This is a genomic window from Pseudomonas sp. BAY1663 (assembly GCF_000582595.1).
GTDB lineage: Bacteria > Pseudomonadota > Gammaproteobacteria > Pseudomonadales > Pseudomonadaceae > Stutzerimonas > Stutzerimonas stutzeri_AF.
Genome location: NZ_AZSV01000004.1, coordinates 82,697 through 100,240 on the forward strand (window position 1 = coordinate 82,697; position 17,544 = coordinate 100,240).

A 17,544-nucleotide genomic window follows, 5' to 3' on the forward strand; every position below is an offset into this window, starting at 1 on the left:
TTTGCAGCGTGTTCTAGCGCAAGTAGAGTTGTTCATGGAAAAGGTCAGGCAGATTGCCGGACGGAACCTACCCCGTCACGTAGCGATCATCATGGATGGCAACAATCGCTGGGCGAAAAGGCGTCTACTCCCCGGTGTGGCCGGGCACAAGGCCGGCGTCGACGCGGTGCGCGCGGTGATCGAGGTCTGCGCCGACTCCGGTGTCGAGGTGCTGACGCTGTTCGCGTTTTCCAGTGAGAACTGGCAGCGGCCCGCCGATGAGGTGGGCGCCCTGATGGAGCTGTTCCTCTCGGCGTTGCGCCGCGAGGCGCGCAAGCTCGACGAGAACGGCATTCGCCTGCGCATCATCGGCGATCGCTCGCGTTTTCATCCCGAACTGCAGGCGGCCATGCGCGAGGTCGAGGAAATGACCGCCGGCAACCACCGCTTCGTGCTACAGGTCGCCGCCAACTACGGCGGGCAGTGGGACATCCTCCAGGCGACCCAGCGTTTGGCCGCCGAAGCGCAGGCGGGGCGGCTCAATCCCGCCGAGATCACGCCTGCCTTGTTCCAGAGCTGCCTGGCGACCGGCGATATGCCGCTGCCGGATCTGTGCATCCGTACGGGCGGCGAGCGACGCATCAGTAATTTCCTGCTCTGGCAGCTCGCCTACGCCGAGCTGTATTTTTCCGATCTGTACTGGCCGGATTTCAAGCATGTCGCCATGCGCAAGGCTCTGGCCGATTTCGCTACGCGGCAGCGGCGCTTCGGCAAGACCGGCGAACAGGTCGAAAGCGAGGTCAAGGCCGAATGCTGAAACAGCGAATCATCACTGCGGCAATCCTCCTGCCCATCGCGATCGTAGGATTCTTCCTGCTCCACGGGCTTGCCTTCGCCTTGTTCATCGGTCTGGTCGTGGCCCTGGGGGCGTGGGAATGGGCGCGCCTGGCCGGGTTCGCCAGCCAGGCGATGCGGGTCGGCTACGCGCTGCTGGTCGTCGTGCTGCTTGGCGTGCTCTATCGGTTTCCGGTACTGGCGCCCTGGTTGCTGGCACTGGCGGTGCTCTGGTGGCTGGCCGCCACCTATCTGGTGCTCACCTACCCGCAAAGCAGCCGCTTCTGGGGCGGCTCCGCCGGCAGCCTGCTGATTGGGCTGCTGATCCTGCTGCCGGCCTGGCAGGCACTGGTCCTGCTCAAGCAGTGGGCGCTGGGCAACTGGCTGATCCTGGCGGTGATGGTTCTGGTATGGGTCGCCGACATCGGCGCCTATTTCTCCGGCAAGACCTTCGGCAGACGCAAGCTGGCGCCCCAGGTCAGCCCCGGCAAGAGCTGGGAGGGGGTGATCGGCGGCCTGCTGACCAGCCTGCTGGTCACGCTAGCGGTGGGCATCTACCGTGGCTGGTCCGCGCGCGAGCTGATTCTTGCGCTGCTGGGTGCGGCGCTGGTGGTGCTGGTGTCGGTCATCGGCGACCTGACCGAGAGCATGTTCAAGCGCAGCGCCGGCATCAAGGACAGTAGCCAGTTGCTGCCCGGCCATGGCGGGGTCATGGATCGCATCGATAGTCTCACCGCGGCGATTCCGCTGTTCGTCGTGCTGCTGTGGCTGGCCGGATGGGGCGTACTGTGACTCGACCCTTGCAGATAACCGTATTGGGCGCCACCGGGTCGATCGGGCTCAGCACGCTGGATGTCATCGCCCGTCATCCGCAGCGCTATGGCGTTTTCGCCTTGACCGGCTTCAGCCGCATTGCCGAACTGCGTGCCCTCTGCCTGGCGCATCGGCCGCGCTATGCGGTGGTGGGTGACGACGAGCAGGCGCGGGCGCTGCAGGCGCAGTTGCGCGGCGATGGCCTGGATACGCGGGTGCTCAGCGGCGAGGGCGGCCTGAGCGAAGTGGCCGGGCATCCGGATGTCGACGTGGTGATGGCTGCCATCGTCGGCGCGGCGGGGCTGCGGCCCACGCTCGCCGCGGTGCAGGCCGGCAAGCGTGTGCTGCTGGCGAACAAGGAAGCCCTGGTGATGTCGGGCGGGCTGTTCATGCAGGCGCTGCGTGACAGCGCCGCGGTGCTGCTGCCCATCGATAGCGAGCACAACGCCATCTTCCAGTGCCTGCCGGCGGATTATTCCCGGGGCCTGCCGGTTGTCGGCGTGCGGCGGATACTGCTGACCGCCTCCGGCGGGCCGTTCCGTGAGGTCGCGTCTGCCGAGCTCGAGCACGTGACTCCGGAGCAGGCCTGCGCACATCCCAACTGGTCGATGGGGCGAAAGATCTCCGTGGATTCGGCGAGCATGATGAACAAGGGGCTCGAGCTGATCGAGGCCTGCTGGCTGTTCGATGCGCGCCCCGACCAGGTCGAGGTGGTGGTCCATCCGCAGAGCGTGATCCATTCCATGGTGGATTACGTGGACGGCTCGGTGCTCGCGCAGCTGGGCAATCCGGACATGCGCACGCCCATCGCCCATGCGCTGGCCTGGCCCGAGCGGATCGATTCCGGCGTTTCGGCGCTGGATCTGTTGCGCATCGGCCGGCTGGACTTCCAGGCGCCGGACGATCGGCGCTTTCCCTGCCTGCGCCTCGCTCGGGCGGCGGCGCAGGCGGGCGGCACGTCGCCGGCGATGCTCAATGCGGCGAACGAGGTGGCGGTGGAGGCGTTTCTCAATCGACGCATCCGCTTCACCGAGATCGCGAGTATCATCGACGACGTATTGAATCGTGAGGCGTCGGTTGCGACCCGTTGTCTCGAAGATGTGTTGATGGCGGACAGCCGGGCCCGGGAGCTTGCCGGGCAGTGGCTGGGTCGCCACGGGCGATAGGGCTGCTGGGAATTCGTCGCGGTTCGCAACGGAACGGCAGCAGGCTCTAGGCCGGAGGATCGAATGGGCGCGCTTTATATGATCGTCGGCACCCTGGTTGCACTCGGGGTGCTGGTCACTTTTCACGAGTTCGGCCACTTCTGGGTGGCGCGGCGCTGCGGCGTGAAGGTGCTGCGCTTCTCGGTCGGCTTCGGCAGCCCGCTGGTGCGCTGGCATGATCGCCACGGCACCGAGTTCGTGATCGCGGCGATCCCCCTGGGGGGCTACGTGAAGATGCTCGACGAGCGTGAGGGCGAGGTGCCCCCTGCGTTGCTCGGCAGTGCGTTCAATCGCAAGAGCGTACGCCAGCGCTTCGCCATCGTCTCGGCCGGGCCATTGGCCAATTTCCTGCTCGCTCTGGTGTTCTTCTGGCTGCTGGCGATGCTCGGCAGCGAGCAGGTGCGCCCGGTCGTCGGTGCGGTGGAATCCGGCAGCCTCGCCGCGCAGGCCGGGCTGGTCGCCGAGCAGGAGATCGTCGCGGTCAACGGCAAGCCGGTCAACGGCTGGGCGGAAGTCAACCTGCAACTGGTCCGGCGCCTGGGTGAAAGTGGCAGCCTCGACCTGGCGGTGCGCGAGCTCGATGGTTCCGCTGAGCGGCACCTGCAGATTCCGTTGCGGAACTGGTTGAAGGGTGTCGAGGAGCCCGATCCGATCACCTCGCTGGGCATTCGTCCGTGGCGGCCGCAGATCGCGCCAGTCATCGCGCAGCTCGATCCGGAGGGGCCCGCGCAGGCGGCCGGGATTCGCCTCGGCGATCGCCTGCTCGACCTGAACGGGCAACCGCTGGAGGATTGGCAGCAGGTCATCGATGTGGTGAAACGGCTGCCGGGGCAGCCGGCCGCGCTGGCGATCGAGCGTGACGGCCAGCGCCTGGAGCTGTCCCTGACCCTCGCTTCACGCGGAGAGGGCGAGGCCCGCCGTGGTTATCTGGGGGGCGGGGGTCGCAGCGGGCGAATGGCCGGCGCAGATGCTGCGCAAGGTCAGTTTCGGGCCGCTCGAAGCGGTCCAGGAAGGGGCCAGGCGCACTTGGAGCATGAGCCTTCTGACCCTGGATTCCCTGAAGAAAATGCTCTTCGGGGAGCTCTCGGTAAAAAACTTGAGCGGCCCGATAACCATTGCTAAAGTGGCGGGCGCTTCTGCCCAGTCCGGTGTCGGGGACTTCCTGAATTTCCTCGCCTACCTGAGCATAAGCTTGGGGGTTCTCAATTTACTGCCTATCCCGGTGCTTGATGGGGGGCACCTGCTCTTCTATCTGGTCGAGTGGGTCCGCGGGCGCTCTGTCGGAGAGGGTTCAAGGGTGGGGAGTGCAGATCGGCATCAGCCTGGTAGTAGGGGTGATGCTGCTTGCGCTGGTCAATGATCTTGGCCGCCTGTAACACTGAATCCGTAGTGTCGCCGCTCCAGGCGCCGGCTCATTTATCAGGTTTGAACAAGAAAGGACTTCATGAAACGTCTGCTGCTACCTGCGGTTATTTCCGCATTGATGATTGCCGAAGTTCACGCTGAGTCCTTCACTATTTCCGACATTCGGGTCAACGGGTTGCAGCGGGTCTCCGCCGGCAGCGTATTCGGCGCATTGCCGCTGAACGTCGGCGAGTCGGCCGATGACAACCGTCTGGTAGATGCCACGCGCGCGCTGTTCAAAACCGGTTTCTTCCAAGACATCCAGCTTGGCCGCGACGGCAACGTGCTGGTCATCAGTGTGGTCGAGCGTCCTTCGATTTCGGCGATCGAAATCGAGGGCAACAAGGCGATCAAGACCGAGGACCTGCTGTCCGGTCTGCAGCAGTCCGGCCTGGCCGAAGGCGAAATCTTCCAGCGCGCCACGCTCGAAGGCGTGCGTAACGAACTGCAGCGCCAGTACGTGGCCCAGGGGCGCTACTCCGCCACCATCGAAACCGAGGTGGTTCCGCAGCCGCGCAACCGGGTGGCGTTGAAGATCAAGATCAACGAGGCTCGGTCGCCGCCATCAAGCACATCAACGTGGTGGGCAATACGGTGTTCCCGGACGAGGATCTGGTCGACCTGTTCGAGCTCAAGACCACCAACTGGCTTTCCTTCTTCCGCAACGACGACAAGTACGCGCGCGAGAAGCTCTCCGGTGACCTCGAGCGTCTGCGCTCCTATTACCTGGACCGCGGCTACATCAACATGGATATCACCTCGACCCAGGTATCCATCACGCCGGACAAGAAAGACGTCTATGTGACCGTCAATATCGACGAAGGCGAGCGCTACACCGTTCGCGACGTCAAGCTCAGCGGTGACCTCAAGGTCCCGCAGGAAGAGATCGAGGCGCTGCTGCTGGCCAAGCAAGGCAGGTCTTCTCGCGCAAGGTGATGACCACCACCTCCGAACTGATCACCCGCCGCCTGGGTAACGAGGGCTACACCTTCGCCAACGTCAACGGTGTGCCCGAGGCCCATGACGAGGACAATACGGTGTCCATCACCTTCGTGGTGGACCCGGGCAAGCGCGCCTACGTCAACCGCATCAACTTCCGCGGCAACACCAAGACCGAAGACGAAGTGCTGCGCCGCGAGATGCGCCAGATGGAAGGCGGCTGGGCCTCGACCTATCTGATCGACCAGTCCAAGGTCCGCCTCGAGCGCCTCGGCTTCTTCAAGGAAGTCAACGTCGAGACGCCGCAGGTGCCGGGCACCGACGACCAGATCGACGTCAACTACAGCGTCGAGGAGCAGCCCTCCGGTTCGATCATGGCGAGTATCGGTTTCGCCCAGAACGCCGGTCTCATCCTCGGTGGTTCGATCAGCCAGAACAACTTCCTCGGTACCGGTAACCGGGTATCGCTCGGCCTGACCCGCAGTGAATACCAGTCGCGCTACAACTTCGGCTTCGTCGACCCCTACTGGACCGAAGACGGCGTCAGCCTCGGCTACAACGCCTTCTACCGCACCACCGACTACGACGAACTGGACTACGACGTGTCCAGCTATTCGGTGGACAGCCTGGGCGCGGGCGTGAACATCGGCTATCCGATCAGCGAGACCTCGCGTCTGTCGTTCGGCCTGTCGATCCAGCAGGACGACCTGGATACCGGTCGCTACACCGTCGACGAGATCTTCGATTTCATGGAAGAGGAGGGCGACAGCTTCCTCAACTTCAAGGCCTCGGTGGGCTGGTCGGAATCGACCCTGAACCGCGGCGTGCTGGCCACCCGTGGCCACTCGCAGAGCCTGGTCCTCGAAACCACCATCCCGGGCAGCGACCTGTCGTTCTACAAACTCGACTACAACGGCCAGCTGTTCGTGCCGATGAGCAAGGACTACACCCTGCGCATGCATACCCGCCTGGGCTACGGCGACGCCTACGGCTCGACCTCGCGCCTGCCGTTCTACGAGCATTACTACGCCGGTGGTTTCAACTCGGTGCGTGGCTTCGAGGACAGCAGCCTCGGCCCGCGCAGTACGCCGAGTGACGGAACGCGGCCGGGAACCATCGCCGATCCGGATCAGGATCCGCTGCCGTTCGGTGGCAACGTGCTGATCCAGGGTGGCCTGGAAGTGCTGTTCCCGATGCCGTTCGTCAAGGACCAGCGCTCGTTGCGCACCTCCTTGTTCTGGGATGTTGGTAATGTATTCGACACCAACTGCCCGTCCGGCTCGGAGAACTGCAGCGATATCGACTTCGGCGACATGGCCAGTTCGGTCGGTGTCGGCCTGACCTGGATTACCGCCATGGGCCCGCTGAGCTTCAGCCTGGCGATGCCGGTGGTCAAGCCGGACGATGCCGATACCCAGGTCTTCCAGTTCTCGCTGGGACAAACGTTCTAACGCTGCAGCGTCATGCTGCAGTGCTTTCTTTCAGGAGTGGTGTATACCGTGCGTAAGTTGACTCAACTGTTCCTCGTCGTTGCCGCACTGGTGGCGACCCCCGCGTTCGCCGAGATGAAGATCGCGGTCATGAACTACCAGATGGCACTGCTCGAATCCGATGCCGCCAAGCGCTATGCGGTGGATGCCGAGAAGAAGTTCGGCCCCCAGCTGACCAAGCTCAAGACGCTGGAAAGCGATGCCAAGCGCATCCAGGACCGCCTGGTCAAGGATGGCGACAAGATGCAACAGGCCGAACGCGAGCGCCTCGAACTCGAATTCAAGCAGAAGGCGCGTGACTTCCAGTTCCAGTCCAAGGAGCTGAACGAGGCCAAGGCCGTCGCCGACCGGGACATGCTCAAGCAGCTCAAGCCCAAGCTGGACCAGGCGGTGGAAGAGGTCATCAAGAAAGGCAACTATGATCTGGTGCTCGAGCGCGGTGCCGTGGTCGATGTCAAGCCGCAGTACGACATCACCCGCCAAGTCATCGAGCGCATGAACCAGCTGCGCTGATATGTCCGGCGCAGTCCTTACGCTTGGCCAACTGGCCGAAGAGCTGGGTGGTAGCCTGCGCGGCGATGCCGCCCAGCCCATCGACGGGCTCGCGACCTTGCAGGAAGCCGGCCCTACCCAACTGAGCTTCCTTGCCAATAGCCAGTATCGCAAGTACCTCGCGACCAGCCGGGCGGCTGCGGTGCTGTTGTCGCCTGCCGATGCACAGGGCCATGAGGGCGCGGCGATCGTCGTGGACGATCCTTACCTCGCCTACGCCCATGCCTCGCACCTGTTCGAGACCCGTCCCGCGGCATCCAGCGGGATTCATCCCACCGCGGTGGTAGCGGCCGACGCGGAGGTTCATCCTTCGGCCAGTATCGGCGCCTACGCGGTCATCGAGTCGGGCGCGAGCATCGGCGCGGACGTAGTGGTCGGCGCACAGTCGTTCATCGGTGCGCGCAGCCGGATCGGCGAGGGTGGGCGGCTGGCGCCGCGGGTCACGCTCTATCACGATGTGGTGATCGGCAAGCGCGTGGTCATCCAGTCGGGTGCGGTGATCGGCGGTGAGGGTTTCGGCTTCGCCAAGGAAAAGGGCGCGTGGCAGAAAATCGCCCAGATCGGCGGCGTCCGGATCGGTGACGATGTCGAGATCGGCTCCAATACCACGATCGACCGCGGCGCATTGTCCGATACCCTGATCGGCAACGGCGTCAAGCTGGACAACCAGATCATGATCGCGCACAACGTGCAGGTCGGCGATAACACCGCGATGGCGGGTTGTGTGGGGATTTCGGGCAGCACCAAGATCGGACGCAACTGCATGATCGCGGGCGGGGTCGGCATGGTGGGTCACATCGAGGTCTGCGACAACGTATTCGTCACCGGGATGACCATGGTCACGCGTTCCATCAGTGAGCCAGGCAGCTATTCCTCGGGGACCGCGATGCAGAATGCCGCCGATTGGAGAAAAAGCGCCGCGCGCATTCGCCAGCTGGATGACATGGCTCGGCGGCTGCAGCAGCTGGAAAAAAGCCTGGCTGCCGTGACCCAGGCCCAGAATCCGGCTTCTGATGCCTGAACTCACCGTCTGATCCGGTTTTTTCGGGGTAACGCCTGGCGATGTTGGCGCAAGCTCTGGCGCAGGCAGCCCTATACTTTTTTACAGGCTCTTTCCTGACATGATGGATATCAACGAGATTCGCGAATACCTGCCTCACCGCTACCCGTTCCTGCTGGTCGACCGGGTGGTCGAGCTGGATACCGAGGCCAAGCGCATTCGCGCCTACAAGAACGTAACCATCAATGAGCCGTTCTTCAACGGACACTTCCCGCAGCACCCGATCATGCCGGGCGTGCTGATCATCGAGGCGATGGCCCAGGCGGCCGGCTTGCTCGGATTCAAGATGATGGGCGTCCGGCCTTCCGATGGCACCCTGTATTACTTCGTCGGCTCCGACAAGCTGCGCTTCCGCCAGCCGGTGCGCCCTGGTGACCAGTTGGTGCTCGAGGCGACCTTCCTCAGTGTCAAGCGCGGCATCTGGAAGTTCGATTGTCGGGCCAGCGTCGATGGCAAGCCGGTCTGCTCGGGCGAGATCATCTGCGCGGAACAGGAAATATGAGTTTGATCGACCCTCGCGCCATCATCGATCCTGCGGCCCGGCTGGCGGATGACGTCCAGGTCGGGCCCTGGTCGATCATCGGGCCGGATGTCGAAATTGGCGAGGGAACGGTGATCGCTTCCCACGTGATCATCAAGGGGCCGACCCGCATCGGCCGGCACAACCGCATCTATCAGTTCTCCTCGGTCGGCGAGGACACGCCCGACCTGAAGTACAAGGGGGAACCGACGCGGCTGGTGATCGGCGATCACAACGTGATCCGCGAGGGCGTCACCATCCACCGCGGAACGATCCAGGATCGTTCCGAAACCACCATCGGCAATCACAACCTGATCATGGCCTATGCGCACATCGGCCACGACAGCGTGATCGCCGACCATTGCATCCTGGTCAACAACACCGCACTGGCCGGGCACGTGCACGTGGGCGACTGGGCGATCCTGTCCGGCTACACGCTGGTGCACCAGTTCTGCCATATCGGCGCCCACAGCTTCTCGGGCATGGGCACCGCCATCGGCAAGGACGTGCCGGCATTCGTGACGGTCTTCGGCAACCCGGCGGAAGCGCGCAGCATGAATTTCGAAGGCATGCGTCGACGGGGTTTCAGCAACGAAGCCGTGCATGCCTTGCGCAGTGCCTATAAAACCGTCTACCGCAAGGGTTTGACAGTGGAAGCAGCGCTCGCCGAACTGGCCGAGAGCGCGCAGGCATTCCCCGAGGTCGCGTTGTTCCGCGATTCCATCCAGGCCTCCACCCGTGGCATCACCCGCTGAGATGAACCGGCCGCTCAGGGTCGCGCTGGTTGCCGGCGAGTCCTCCGGCGACATCCTCGGCGCCGGGCTCATGCAGGCACTCAAGGCCCAGCATGGAAACGTCGAGTTCATTGGCGTCGGCGGCTCGCGCATGCAGGCCGAGGGGCTGGTGTCCTATTTTCCGCTCGAGCGCCTGGCGGTGATGGGGCTGGTCGAGGTGCTCGGCCGGCTGCCCGAGTTGCTGGCCCGGCGCAGAAGACTGGTGGAAACGCTGGTCGAGGTCCGCCCGGACGTCTTCATCGGCATCGATGCACCGGATTTCAACCTGGGCCTGGAGCTCAAGCTGAGGCGCGCCGGCATCAAGACCGTGCACTATGTCAGCCCTTCGGTCTGGGCCTGGCGGCAGAAACGGGTACTGAAGATCCGCGAAGCCTGCGACCTGATGCTCACACTGTTTCCCTTCGAGGCGAAGTTCTACGATGCCCATCAGGTGCCGGTGCGCTTCGTCGGGCATCCGCTGGCCGATGCCATTCCGCTGTGCGCCGATCGTGCGGCAGCCCGCGGGGAGCTCGGCCTGCCGCAGGAGGGGCTGGTCGTGGCGCTGATGCCCGGCAGCCGTGGCGGGGAAGTGGCGCGTCTGGGTGAGCTGTTCCTCAGTGCCGCCGAGCGACTACGGGCCATGCGCCCCGGTATCCGCTTCGTGATGCCCTGCGCCAGTCCCGAGCGGCGGCTGCAGCTGGAGCAGATGCTGGCGACGCGGGACCTGCCGCTGACCCTGCTCGACGGCCGTTCCCATGAGGCGCTGGCCGCCTGCGACGCGGTGCTGATCGCTTCCGGCACGGCAACGCTGGAGGCGCTGCTGTTCAAGCGGCCGATGGTGGTGGCCTACAGCGTGGCGCCGCTGACCTACCGCATTCTCCGGCGCCTGGTGAAGAGCCCCTACGTGGCGCTGCCCAACCTGCTGGCGCAGCGCCTGTTGGTCCCCGAGCTGCTGCAGGATGCGGCGACGCCGGAGGCGCTGGCCCAGGCGTTGTCACCGTTGCTGGATGGTGGCGAGGTCCAGACCGAGGGCTTCGACAGCATCCATCGCACCTTGCGTTGCGATGCCTCGAGTCAGGCGGCCGATGCCGTGCTGCGCCTGGTGGGAGTCCGCTGATGCAGTTCGGGCTCGATTTCAACCTGGTCGAGGAGCTCGTGGCGGGCGTCGACGAGGTCGGCCGTGGGCCGCTCTGCGGGCCGGTGGTCACCGCGGCGGTGATCCTCGATCCGGCACGGCCGATCATCGGCCTGAACGATTCGAAGAAGCTCAGCGAGGCGCGCCGCGAAGCGCTGTTCGACGAGATCTGCGAGAAGGCGCTGGCCTGGTACGTGGCGCGTGCGAGGTGGAAGAGATCGATCGGCTGAACATCCTGCATGCGACCATGCTGGCGATGCAGCGCGCGGTGGAGGGGTTGAGCGTCACCCCGCGGCTGGCACTGATCGACGGCAACCGCTGTCCCCGCCTGAACGTCCCCAGCGCGCCGGTGATCCAGGGCGACGGCCAGGTTCCGGCCATCGCCGCGGCCTCGATCCTGGCGAAGGTCAGCCGCGACCGCGAGATGCAGGCGCTGGATCTCTGCTATCCCGGCTATGGCCTGGCCGGGCACAAGGGCTACCCGACGCCCAGCCATCTCGAGGCGCTGCGCCAGCTGGGGCCGACGCCGATCCACCGACGTTCCTTTGCGCCGGTACGGGAGCTGCTCGAACGGGCCGCCGTGGAGGCGAGCCTGCCGGGCAACGTCCTGCTCGTTGATCCATCTCCTCTAGCCTGAGGCTCTGAGCGGCCGCGCCGGGTTCCGTACGCCGGCTTCTCCCCCAGGCCGTCGCCGCTTTCCGGTACAATCCCGCGCTTGTCGTTTTTCCAGCCCAGGGGCCGTCCATGCCTGTTTCATTCGTCCATCTCCGTCTGCACACCGAGTACTCGCTGGTCGATGGGCTGGTGCGGGTCAAGCCGCTGATCAAGGCGGTGGCGGCGGGCGGAATGCCGGCGGTGGCGGTGACCGACATGAGCAACATGTGCTCGCTGGTGAAGTTCTACAAGGCGGCGCAGGGGGCCGGGATCAAGCCGATCTGCGGCGCCGATATCTGGCTGGCCGGCTGCGACGAGGACGGCCCGCTCAGCCGCCTGACCCTGCTGGCGATGAATGCCACGGGCTACCGCAACCTCACCGAACTGGTTTCCCGCGGTTGGACCGAAGGTCAGCGCAATGACCTGGTGATCATCGAACGCGACTGGGTGAAGCAGGCCGCCGAAGCTGATCGCCCTGTCCGGCGCCAAGGAAGGGAGATCGGCCAGGCGCTGCTCAACGGCGACGAAGCCCTGGCCGACGCCCGTCTGGCCGAATGGCGGGAGGTATTTCCGGAGCGCTTCTATCTCGAGGTGCAACGCACCAGCCGGGTCCACGACGAGGAGCATCTGCACGCCGCGGTCGCCCTCGCCGCGCGCAGCGGCACGCCACTGGTGGCGACCAACGACGTGCGCTTCCTCAAGCAGGAGGATTTCGAGGCCCATGAGACGCGCGTGTGCATCGGCGAGGGGCGCACCCTGGATGATCCGCGCCGGCCGCGCAGCTACTCCGACCAGCAGTACCTGAAGACGCCCGAGGAGATGGCCGAGCTGTTCGCCGACCTGCCCGAGGCGCTGGAAAACACCGTCGAGATCGCCAGGCGCTGCAACATCGAGGTGCAGCTGGGCACCTACTTCCTGCCGAACTTCCCCGTGCCCGAAGGCATGACCATCGATGACTACCTGCGCCAGGTGTCGTACGAAGGCCTGGAGGAGCGCCTGGAAGTGTTGCTGCCCAAGGACACGCCCGACTACGAGGCGAAGAAGCAGGTCTACATCGACCGCCTCGAGTTCGAGCTGGGCACCATTATCCAGATGGGCTTTCCCGGTTACTTCCTGATCGTGATGGATTTCATCAAGTGGGCCAAGAACAACGGCGTGCCGGTCGGCCCCGGCCGGGGTTCGGGTGCCGGTTCGCTGGTGGCCTACGTGCTGAAGATCACCGACCTCGATCCGCTGGCCTACGACCTGCTGTTCGAACGCTTCCTCAACCCCGAGCGGATTTCCATGCCCGACTTCGACGTCGACTTCTGCATGGACGGCCGCGACCGGGTGATCGACTACGTGGCCGAGGCCTACGGGCGCAACGCGGTGAGCCAGATCATCACCTTCGGCTCGATGGCGGCCAAGGCGGTGGTGCGCGACGTGGCGCGGGTGCAGGGCAAGTCCTACGGCCTGGCCGACCGGCTGTCGAAGATGATCCCCTTTGAAGTCGGCATGACCCTGGACAAGGCCTACGAGATGGAGGAGCCGCTGCGCGACTTCCTCGCCGTCGACGAGGACGCCAAGGAAATCTGGGACATGGCGCTCAAGCTCGAAGGCATCACCCGCGGCACCGGCAAGCATGCCGGCGGCGTGGTGATCGCGCCGACCAAGCTGACCGACTTCGCGCCGATCGCCTGCGACGAGGAAGGCGGGGGCCTGGTGACCCAGTTCGACAAGGACGACGTCGAGCAGGCCGGCCTGGTGAAGTTCGACTTCCTCGGCCTGCGCACCCTGACCATCATCAAGTGGGCGCTGGAGACCATCCATCGCGTCCAGAAGCGCGACGGTGCCTCGGATGAGGAACTGGTCAACATCGACTTCATCCCGCTGGACGACAAACCGACCTACCAGCTGCTGCAGAAGGCCGAGACCACGGCGGTGTTCCAGCTCGAATCGCGCGGCATGAAGGAGCTGATCAAGAAGCTCAAGCCGGACTGCCTGGAAGACCTCATCGCACTGGTGGCGCTGTTCCGTCCCGGCCCGCTGCAGTCGGGCATGGTGGACGACTTCATCAACCGCAAGCACGGCCGGGCCGAGGTCTCCTACCCGCACCCGGACTACCAGTACGCGGGCCTCGAGCCGGTGCTCAAGCCCACCTACGGCATCATCCTGTACCAGGAACAGGTGATGCAGATCGCCCAGGTCATGGCCGGCTACACCCTCGGCGGCGCGGACATGCTGCGTCGTGCCATGGGCAAGAAGAAGCCCGAGGAGATGGCCAAGCAACGCGGTGGCTTCATCGAAGGCTGCACGAATAACGGTATCGAGCCCGACCTGGCGGGCAACATCTTCGACCTGGTGGAGAAATTCGCCGGCTACGGCTTCAACAAGTCGCACTCGGCGGCCTACGGCCTGGTCTCCTACCAGACCGCCTGGCTCAAGGCGCACTACCCGGCGCCGTTCATGGCCGCGGTGCTCTCGGCGGATATGCACAACACCGACAAGGTGGTGATCCTCATCGAGGAGTGCCGCAGCATGAAGCTGCGCATCGATCCGCCGGACGTCAACGTCTCCGAGTTCAAGTTCACCGTCAACGACGACGGCCGCATCGTCTACGGCCTGGGCGCGGTCAAGGGCGTCGGCGAAGGGCCGGTCGAAGCCATCGCCGAATGCCGTGCCGAGGGTGGGCCGTTCAAGGACTTGTTCGACTTCTGCGCGCGGATCGACCTCAAGCGCATCAACAAGCGCACCCTCGAGGCGCTGATCCGCTCCGGCGCGCTGGACCGCCTGGGCCCGTACTTCCATGAGGAAGCCAAGGCCTACCAGGCCAACATCGACCGCAACCGCGCGGTGCTGCTGGCGGCCATGGAGGAGGCGGTACAGGCCGCCGAACAGACCGCGCGCAGCGAGGAAAGCGGCCATATGGATCTGTTCGGCGGACTCTTCGCCGAGCCCGAGGCGGATGTCTACGCCAACCACCGCAAGGCCCGCGAGCTGTCGATCAAGGAGCGCCTCAAGGGCGAGAAGGACACCCTCGGCCTGTACCTGACCGGCCACCCGATCGACGAATACGAGGGCGAGGTGCGGCGCTTCGCCCGCCAGCGCATCATCGACCTGCGCCCGGCCCGCGGCGAGCAGACCGTGGCCGGGCTGATCGTCAACCTGCGGGTGATGAAGAACAAGAAGGGCGACAAGATGGGCTTCATCACCCTCGACGACCGCTCCGGGCGCATCGAGGCCTCGCTGTTCGCCGAGGCCTTCGCCAGTGCCCAGGCGCTGCTGCAGACCGATGCCCTGGTGGTGGTCGAGGGCGAGGTCAGCAACGATGACTTCTCCGGCGGCCTGCGCCTGCGCGCCAAGCGCGTGATGAGCCTGGAAGAGGCGCGTACCGGGCTGGCCGAAAGCCTGCGGGTGAAGGTCGTCAGCGAAGCGCTCAAGGGCGATCGCATGCGCTGGCTGGCCGATGTCTGCGGCCGCCACCGCGGCGCCTGCCCGATCACCCTGGAATACACCGGCGCCGATGCGCGGGCCTTGCTGCAGTTCGGCGAGAGCTGGCGAATCGACCCGGCCGACAACTTGATTCAGGCATTGCGTGACCAGTTCGGGCGCGACAACGTCTTCCTGCAATACCGCTAGAGGGTCTGGCTTGGAAAATCCGCTGGATGAGCGCTTTCCGAGCCCGCCCCGAACGGCCCGGTGTTGACCGGGTCATGGTTCAGAACAATTTTTGTTCGACCTGAATGCGCCGCTCCCGTAAGGTAAGGCGCAAAAAACGGAACAGCCTCCCGGCCGCCTGGCCGTCGACGCATGACGGATGCCTATGAACCCGAATTTCCTGGATTTCGAACAGCCGATCGCCGACCTGCAAGCCAAGATCGAAGAATTGCGCCTGGTCGGTAACGACAACTCGCTGAACATCGGCGATGAGATTGCCCGCCTGCAGGACAAGAGCGAATCGCTCACCGAAAGCATCTTCGGCAATCTGACCAGCTGGCAGATCGCCCGCCTGGCCCGCCACCCGCAGCGGCCCTATACCCTCGACTACATCAACCACCTGTTCACCGAGTTCGAAGAGCTGCACGGTGATCGCCACTTCTCCGATGATGCCGCCATCGTCGGCGGTACCGCTCGCCTGGACGGCCAGCCGGTGATGATCATCGGCCACCAGAAGGGCCGCGAGGTGCGCGAGAAGGTACGCCGCAACTTCGGCATGCCGCGCCCCGAGGGCTACCGCAAGGCCTGCCGTCTGATGGAGATGGCCGAGCGCTTCAAGATGCCGATCCTGACCTTCATCGACACCCCCGGCGCCTACCCGGGCATCGATGCCGAGGAGCGCAACCAGAGCGAGGCCATCGCCTGGAACCTGCGCGTGATGGCGCGGCTGAAGACGCGATTATCGCCACCGTGATCGGCGAGGGCGGTTCCGGCGGCGCGCTGGCCATCGGTGTCTGCGACCAGCTGAACATGCTGCAGTATTCCACCTACGCGGTGATCTCGCCGGAAGCTGCGCCTCGATCCTCTGGCGCACCGCCGAGAAGGCGCCGGAAGCGGCCGAGGCCATGGGCGTCACCGCCGAGCGCCTGAAGGACCTGGGCATCGTCGACAAAGTGATCCCCGAGCCGCTGGGCGGCGCCCATCGCAACCCGGCCGTCATGGCCGCGGCCATGCGCGAACAGCTCAACAGCCAGCTGCACATGCTCAAGTCGCTGGATACCGATGCGCTGCTGGCGCGTCGCTACGAGCGCCTGATGAGCTACGGCATCGCCTGATCGCTCGCCGGGGAGTGGTAAGCGGGGCGAAACCCGCTGGCTGCCGTTCCCCGTCTGGCCGTGCCGGGCTTGCCCCGGCCCGCGCCCTTCCTCCTTTCTATTCCCGCCTCGAAAACCGTCGGCTGTCGGTCACGGCAGCGCCAGACGCAGCGCGATCATCGGCGACTGGCCGAAGCCGTGGCGCGCATAGAAGCGTTGCGCCGCCCGGTTGTCCTGGTCGGTGAGCAGGGTGATGCGCCGGCAACTCTGCTCGCGGGCGAAATCGATGGCGTACCGCAGCAGCGCGGAGCCGATACCGTCGCCACGGTGCGCCGCATCGACCACCATGTCCTCCAGCAACGCGACCCTGGACCCCAACGCCGTAGAGACGCTGTAGAGCAGGCTGACCATGGCGACGATGCGCTCGTCCTGACAGGCGACCAGTATCTGCCCTTTTTGCGCATCGCCGACGATCGCGTGCAGGCCGCGCTGCTGGGCAGCCGGGTCCGGGGCGAACTCGGCTTCCTGCGCGAACAACTGGCCGAGCAGGCCGCAGAGCGCGGGGATGTCGTCTTCGCTCGCGCAGCGGATGCTCACTGTTTTTCGATGGTGCGTCATGCTGCCCCCAACTCCCGGGAAATCGCCTGTGCGGTGTGCTGCAACTCATGCAGAAAGCGTTCCCGGGCCTGCGGATTGTCCATGACCGCCTCGGGGCCGGAGAGGTTGATGGCCGCGACCACGTCGCCGAGGTGGTCGTGGATGCCACAGGCGATGGCGGTGGAGTAGTCGGAGCGGTGCAGCACCCAGCCGCGCGAGCGGTCCTCCTCGATGGTCTGCTGCAGCTCCGGCAGGGTCTTCGGCGCCGGCGGCGGGTAGTCGTCGAGGCGCACGTGCAGGTAGAGGCTGTCCAGCGCCATCGGCGACAGGCCGGTCAGCAGGATACGCCCCATGGCGGTGCAGTGGCAGGGGATGCGCGTGCCGATGGGGATGTTCACCGACAGCCGCTGGGCGGCGAAGGCGCGGTAGATGTAGAGACTATCGGTCTGCTCGCGGATGCTCAGGTGGCAGGACAGCGAGGTGCGGTCGCGCAGGGCATTGAGGTGGGGCTGGGCGATGTCCACCAGGTCGCGGCTGGCCAGGTAGGCGAAGCCGTCGGAGACCACCTGCGGCCCCAGTTCGTAGGTGTTCTTGGCGACCTTCCTGAGGTAGCCCATCTCGTTCAGGGTATGCACGATGCGGTAGATCGCCGACACGCTGACGCCAAGGCGTTCGGCGATCTCCTGGCTGCCGAGGGTGCGCTGGCGGGCGCCGAACATCTGCAGGATGCTCAGGCCGCGTTGCAGGGCGGGGACTCGGTAGTCGGTGTCGCGTTCGGATTCGGCGTCTTCGCTGCTGGCCATGTAGTTTCTCCTGTTTCGGGAGTGCTCGAAGGTTGAAGGCGGGCCTGCGGCCCGCA

11 protein-coding genes and 4 pseudogenes are annotated in these 17,544 nt (G+C 65.1%); 13 read left to right on the forward strand and 2 right to left on the reverse strand.

Going from position 1 to position 17,544, the window contains the following annotated elements; all coding sequences use genetic code 11:
* Window positions 1-34: 34 nt before the first annotated feature.
* From uppS to BAY1663_RS02545, 13 genes and pseudogenes are all read left to right on the forward strand, one after another.
* Window positions 35-796: a polyprenyl diphosphate synthase gene (gene uppS, locus BAY1663_RS02485; protein WP_037037721.1), complete on the forward strand. Its 762-nt coding sequence runs from the start codon at window positions 35-37 to the stop codon at window positions 794-796.
* A complete protein-coding gene (locus BAY1663_RS02490; protein ID WP_037037722.1) occupies window positions 790-1,605 on the forward strand; it encodes a phosphatidate cytidylyltransferase in 816 nt (271 codons plus the stop codon). Before uppS ends, BAY1663_RS02490 begins: the two co-directional genes overlap by 7 nt.
* Entirely contained in the window at window positions 1,602-2,792 is a 1,191-nt protein-coding gene (gene ispC / locus BAY1663_RS02495) for a 1-deoxy-D-xylulose-5-phosphate reductoisomerase (protein ID WP_164838422.1), read from the forward strand. Before BAY1663_RS02490 ends, ispC begins: the two co-directional genes overlap by 4 nt.
* A gap of 63 nt (window positions 2,793-2,855) precedes the next feature.
* Window positions 2,856-4,207, forward strand: a pseudogene (gene rseP / locus BAY1663_RS02500) (RIP metalloprotease RseP).
* 68 nt (window positions 4,208-4,275) lie between these two features.
* Window positions 4,276-6,625, forward strand: a pseudogene (gene bamA, locus BAY1663_RS02505) (outer membrane protein assembly factor BamA).
* Window positions 6,626-6,673: 48 nt separating this feature from the next.
* Window positions 6,674-7,177, forward strand: coding sequence for an OmpH family outer membrane protein (locus BAY1663_RS02510; protein WP_037037767.1), 504 nt, complete (start codon window positions 6,674-6,676; stop codon window positions 7,175-7,177).
* Between the two features lies 1 nt (window position 7,178).
* A complete protein-coding gene (gene lpxD, locus BAY1663_RS02515) occupies window positions 7,179-8,237 on the forward strand; it encodes a UDP-3-O-(3-hydroxymyristoyl)glucosamine N-acyltransferase (RefSeq protein ID WP_037037724.1) in 1,059 nt (352 codons plus the stop codon).
* Window positions 8,238-8,337: 100 nt separating this feature from the next.
* Complete coding sequence (gene fabZ / locus BAY1663_RS02520; protein WP_037037726.1) at window positions 8,338-8,778, forward strand: 3-hydroxyacyl-ACP dehydratase FabZ; 441 nt, start codon at window positions 8,338-8,340, stop codon at window positions 8,776-8,778.
* Window positions 8,775-9,551 carry an acyl-ACP--UDP-N-acetylglucosamine O-acyltransferase gene (gene lpxA, locus BAY1663_RS02525; RefSeq protein ID WP_037037728.1) on the forward strand — a complete coding sequence of 259 codons (777 nt, stop codon included), beginning with the start codon at window positions 8,775-8,777 and terminating at the stop codon, window positions 9,549-9,551. The genes fabZ and lpxA overlap by 4 nt, the downstream gene beginning before the upstream one ends.
* Before the next feature lies 1 nt (window position 9,552).
* Window positions 9,553-10,686 carry a lipid-A-disaccharide synthase gene (lpxB, locus tag BAY1663_RS02530; protein ID WP_037037730.1) on the forward strand — a complete coding sequence of 378 codons (1,134 nt, stop codon included), beginning with the start codon at window positions 9,553-9,555 and terminating at the stop codon, window positions 10,684-10,686.
* A pseudogene (rnhB, locus tag BAY1663_RS02535) lies at window positions 10,686-11,341 on the forward strand (ribonuclease HII). Before lpxB ends, rnhB begins: the two are co-directional and overlap by 1 nt.
* Window positions 11,342-11,448: 107 nt before the next feature.
* The gene (gene dnaE, locus BAY1663_RS02540) at window positions 11,449-14,976 is read left to right on the forward strand and encodes a DNA polymerase III subunit alpha (protein WP_037037732.1); all 3,528 of its coding nucleotides are present in this window, start codon (window positions 11,449-11,451) and stop codon (window positions 14,974-14,976) included.
* A 184-nt stretch (window positions 14,977-15,160) separates the two neighbouring features.
* Window positions 15,161-16,109 (forward strand): annotated as a pseudogene (locus BAY1663_RS02545) (acetyl-CoA carboxylase carboxyltransferase subunit alpha).
* 129 nt (window positions 16,110-16,238) lie between these two features.
* Here the strand turns inward: BAY1663_RS02545 and BAY1663_RS02550 are convergent.
* Window positions 16,239-16,685 (reverse strand): GNAT family N-acetyltransferase, encoded by a 447-nt coding sequence (locus tag BAY1663_RS02550; protein ID WP_037037734.1) that lies wholly within the window; start codon window positions 16,683-16,685, stop codon window positions 16,239-16,241.
* Window positions 16,686-16,702: 17 nt separating this feature from the next.
* A complete protein-coding gene (locus BAY1663_RS02555; RefSeq protein WP_037037736.1) occupies window positions 16,703-17,488 on the reverse strand; it encodes an IclR family transcriptional regulator in 786 nt (261 codons plus the stop codon).
* Window positions 17,489-17,544 lie beyond the last annotated feature (56 nt).

Coding starts and splice junctions, on each gene's coding strand:
- uppS (WP_037037721.1), top strand. CDS start 35: ATGGAAAAGGTCAGGCAGATTGCCGGACGGAACCTACCCCGTCACGTA.
- BAY1663_RS02490 (WP_037037722.1), top strand. CDS start 790: ATGCTGAAACAGCGAATCATCACTGCGGCAATCCTCCTGCCCATCGCG.
- lpxD (WP_037037724.1), top strand. CDS start 7,179: ATGTCCGGCGCAGTCCTTACGCTTGGCCAACTGGCCGAAGAGCTGGGT.
- fabZ (WP_037037726.1), top strand. CDS start 8,338: ATGATGGATATCAACGAGATTCGCGAATACCTGCCTCACCGCTACCCG.
- lpxA (WP_037037728.1), top strand. CDS start 8,775: ATGAGTTTGATCGACCCTCGCGCCATCATCGATCCTGCGGCCCGGCTG.
- lpxB (WP_037037730.1), top strand. CDS start 9,553: ATGAACCGGCCGCTCAGGGTCGCGCTGGTTGCCGGCGAGTCCTCCGGC.
- dnaE (WP_037037732.1), top strand. CDS start 11,449: ATGCCTGTTTCATTCGTCCATCTCCGTCTGCACACCGAGTACTCGCTG.
- BAY1663_RS02555 (WP_037037736.1), bottom strand. CDS start 17,488: ATGGCCAGCAGCGAAGACGCCGAATCCGAACGCGACACCGACTACCGA.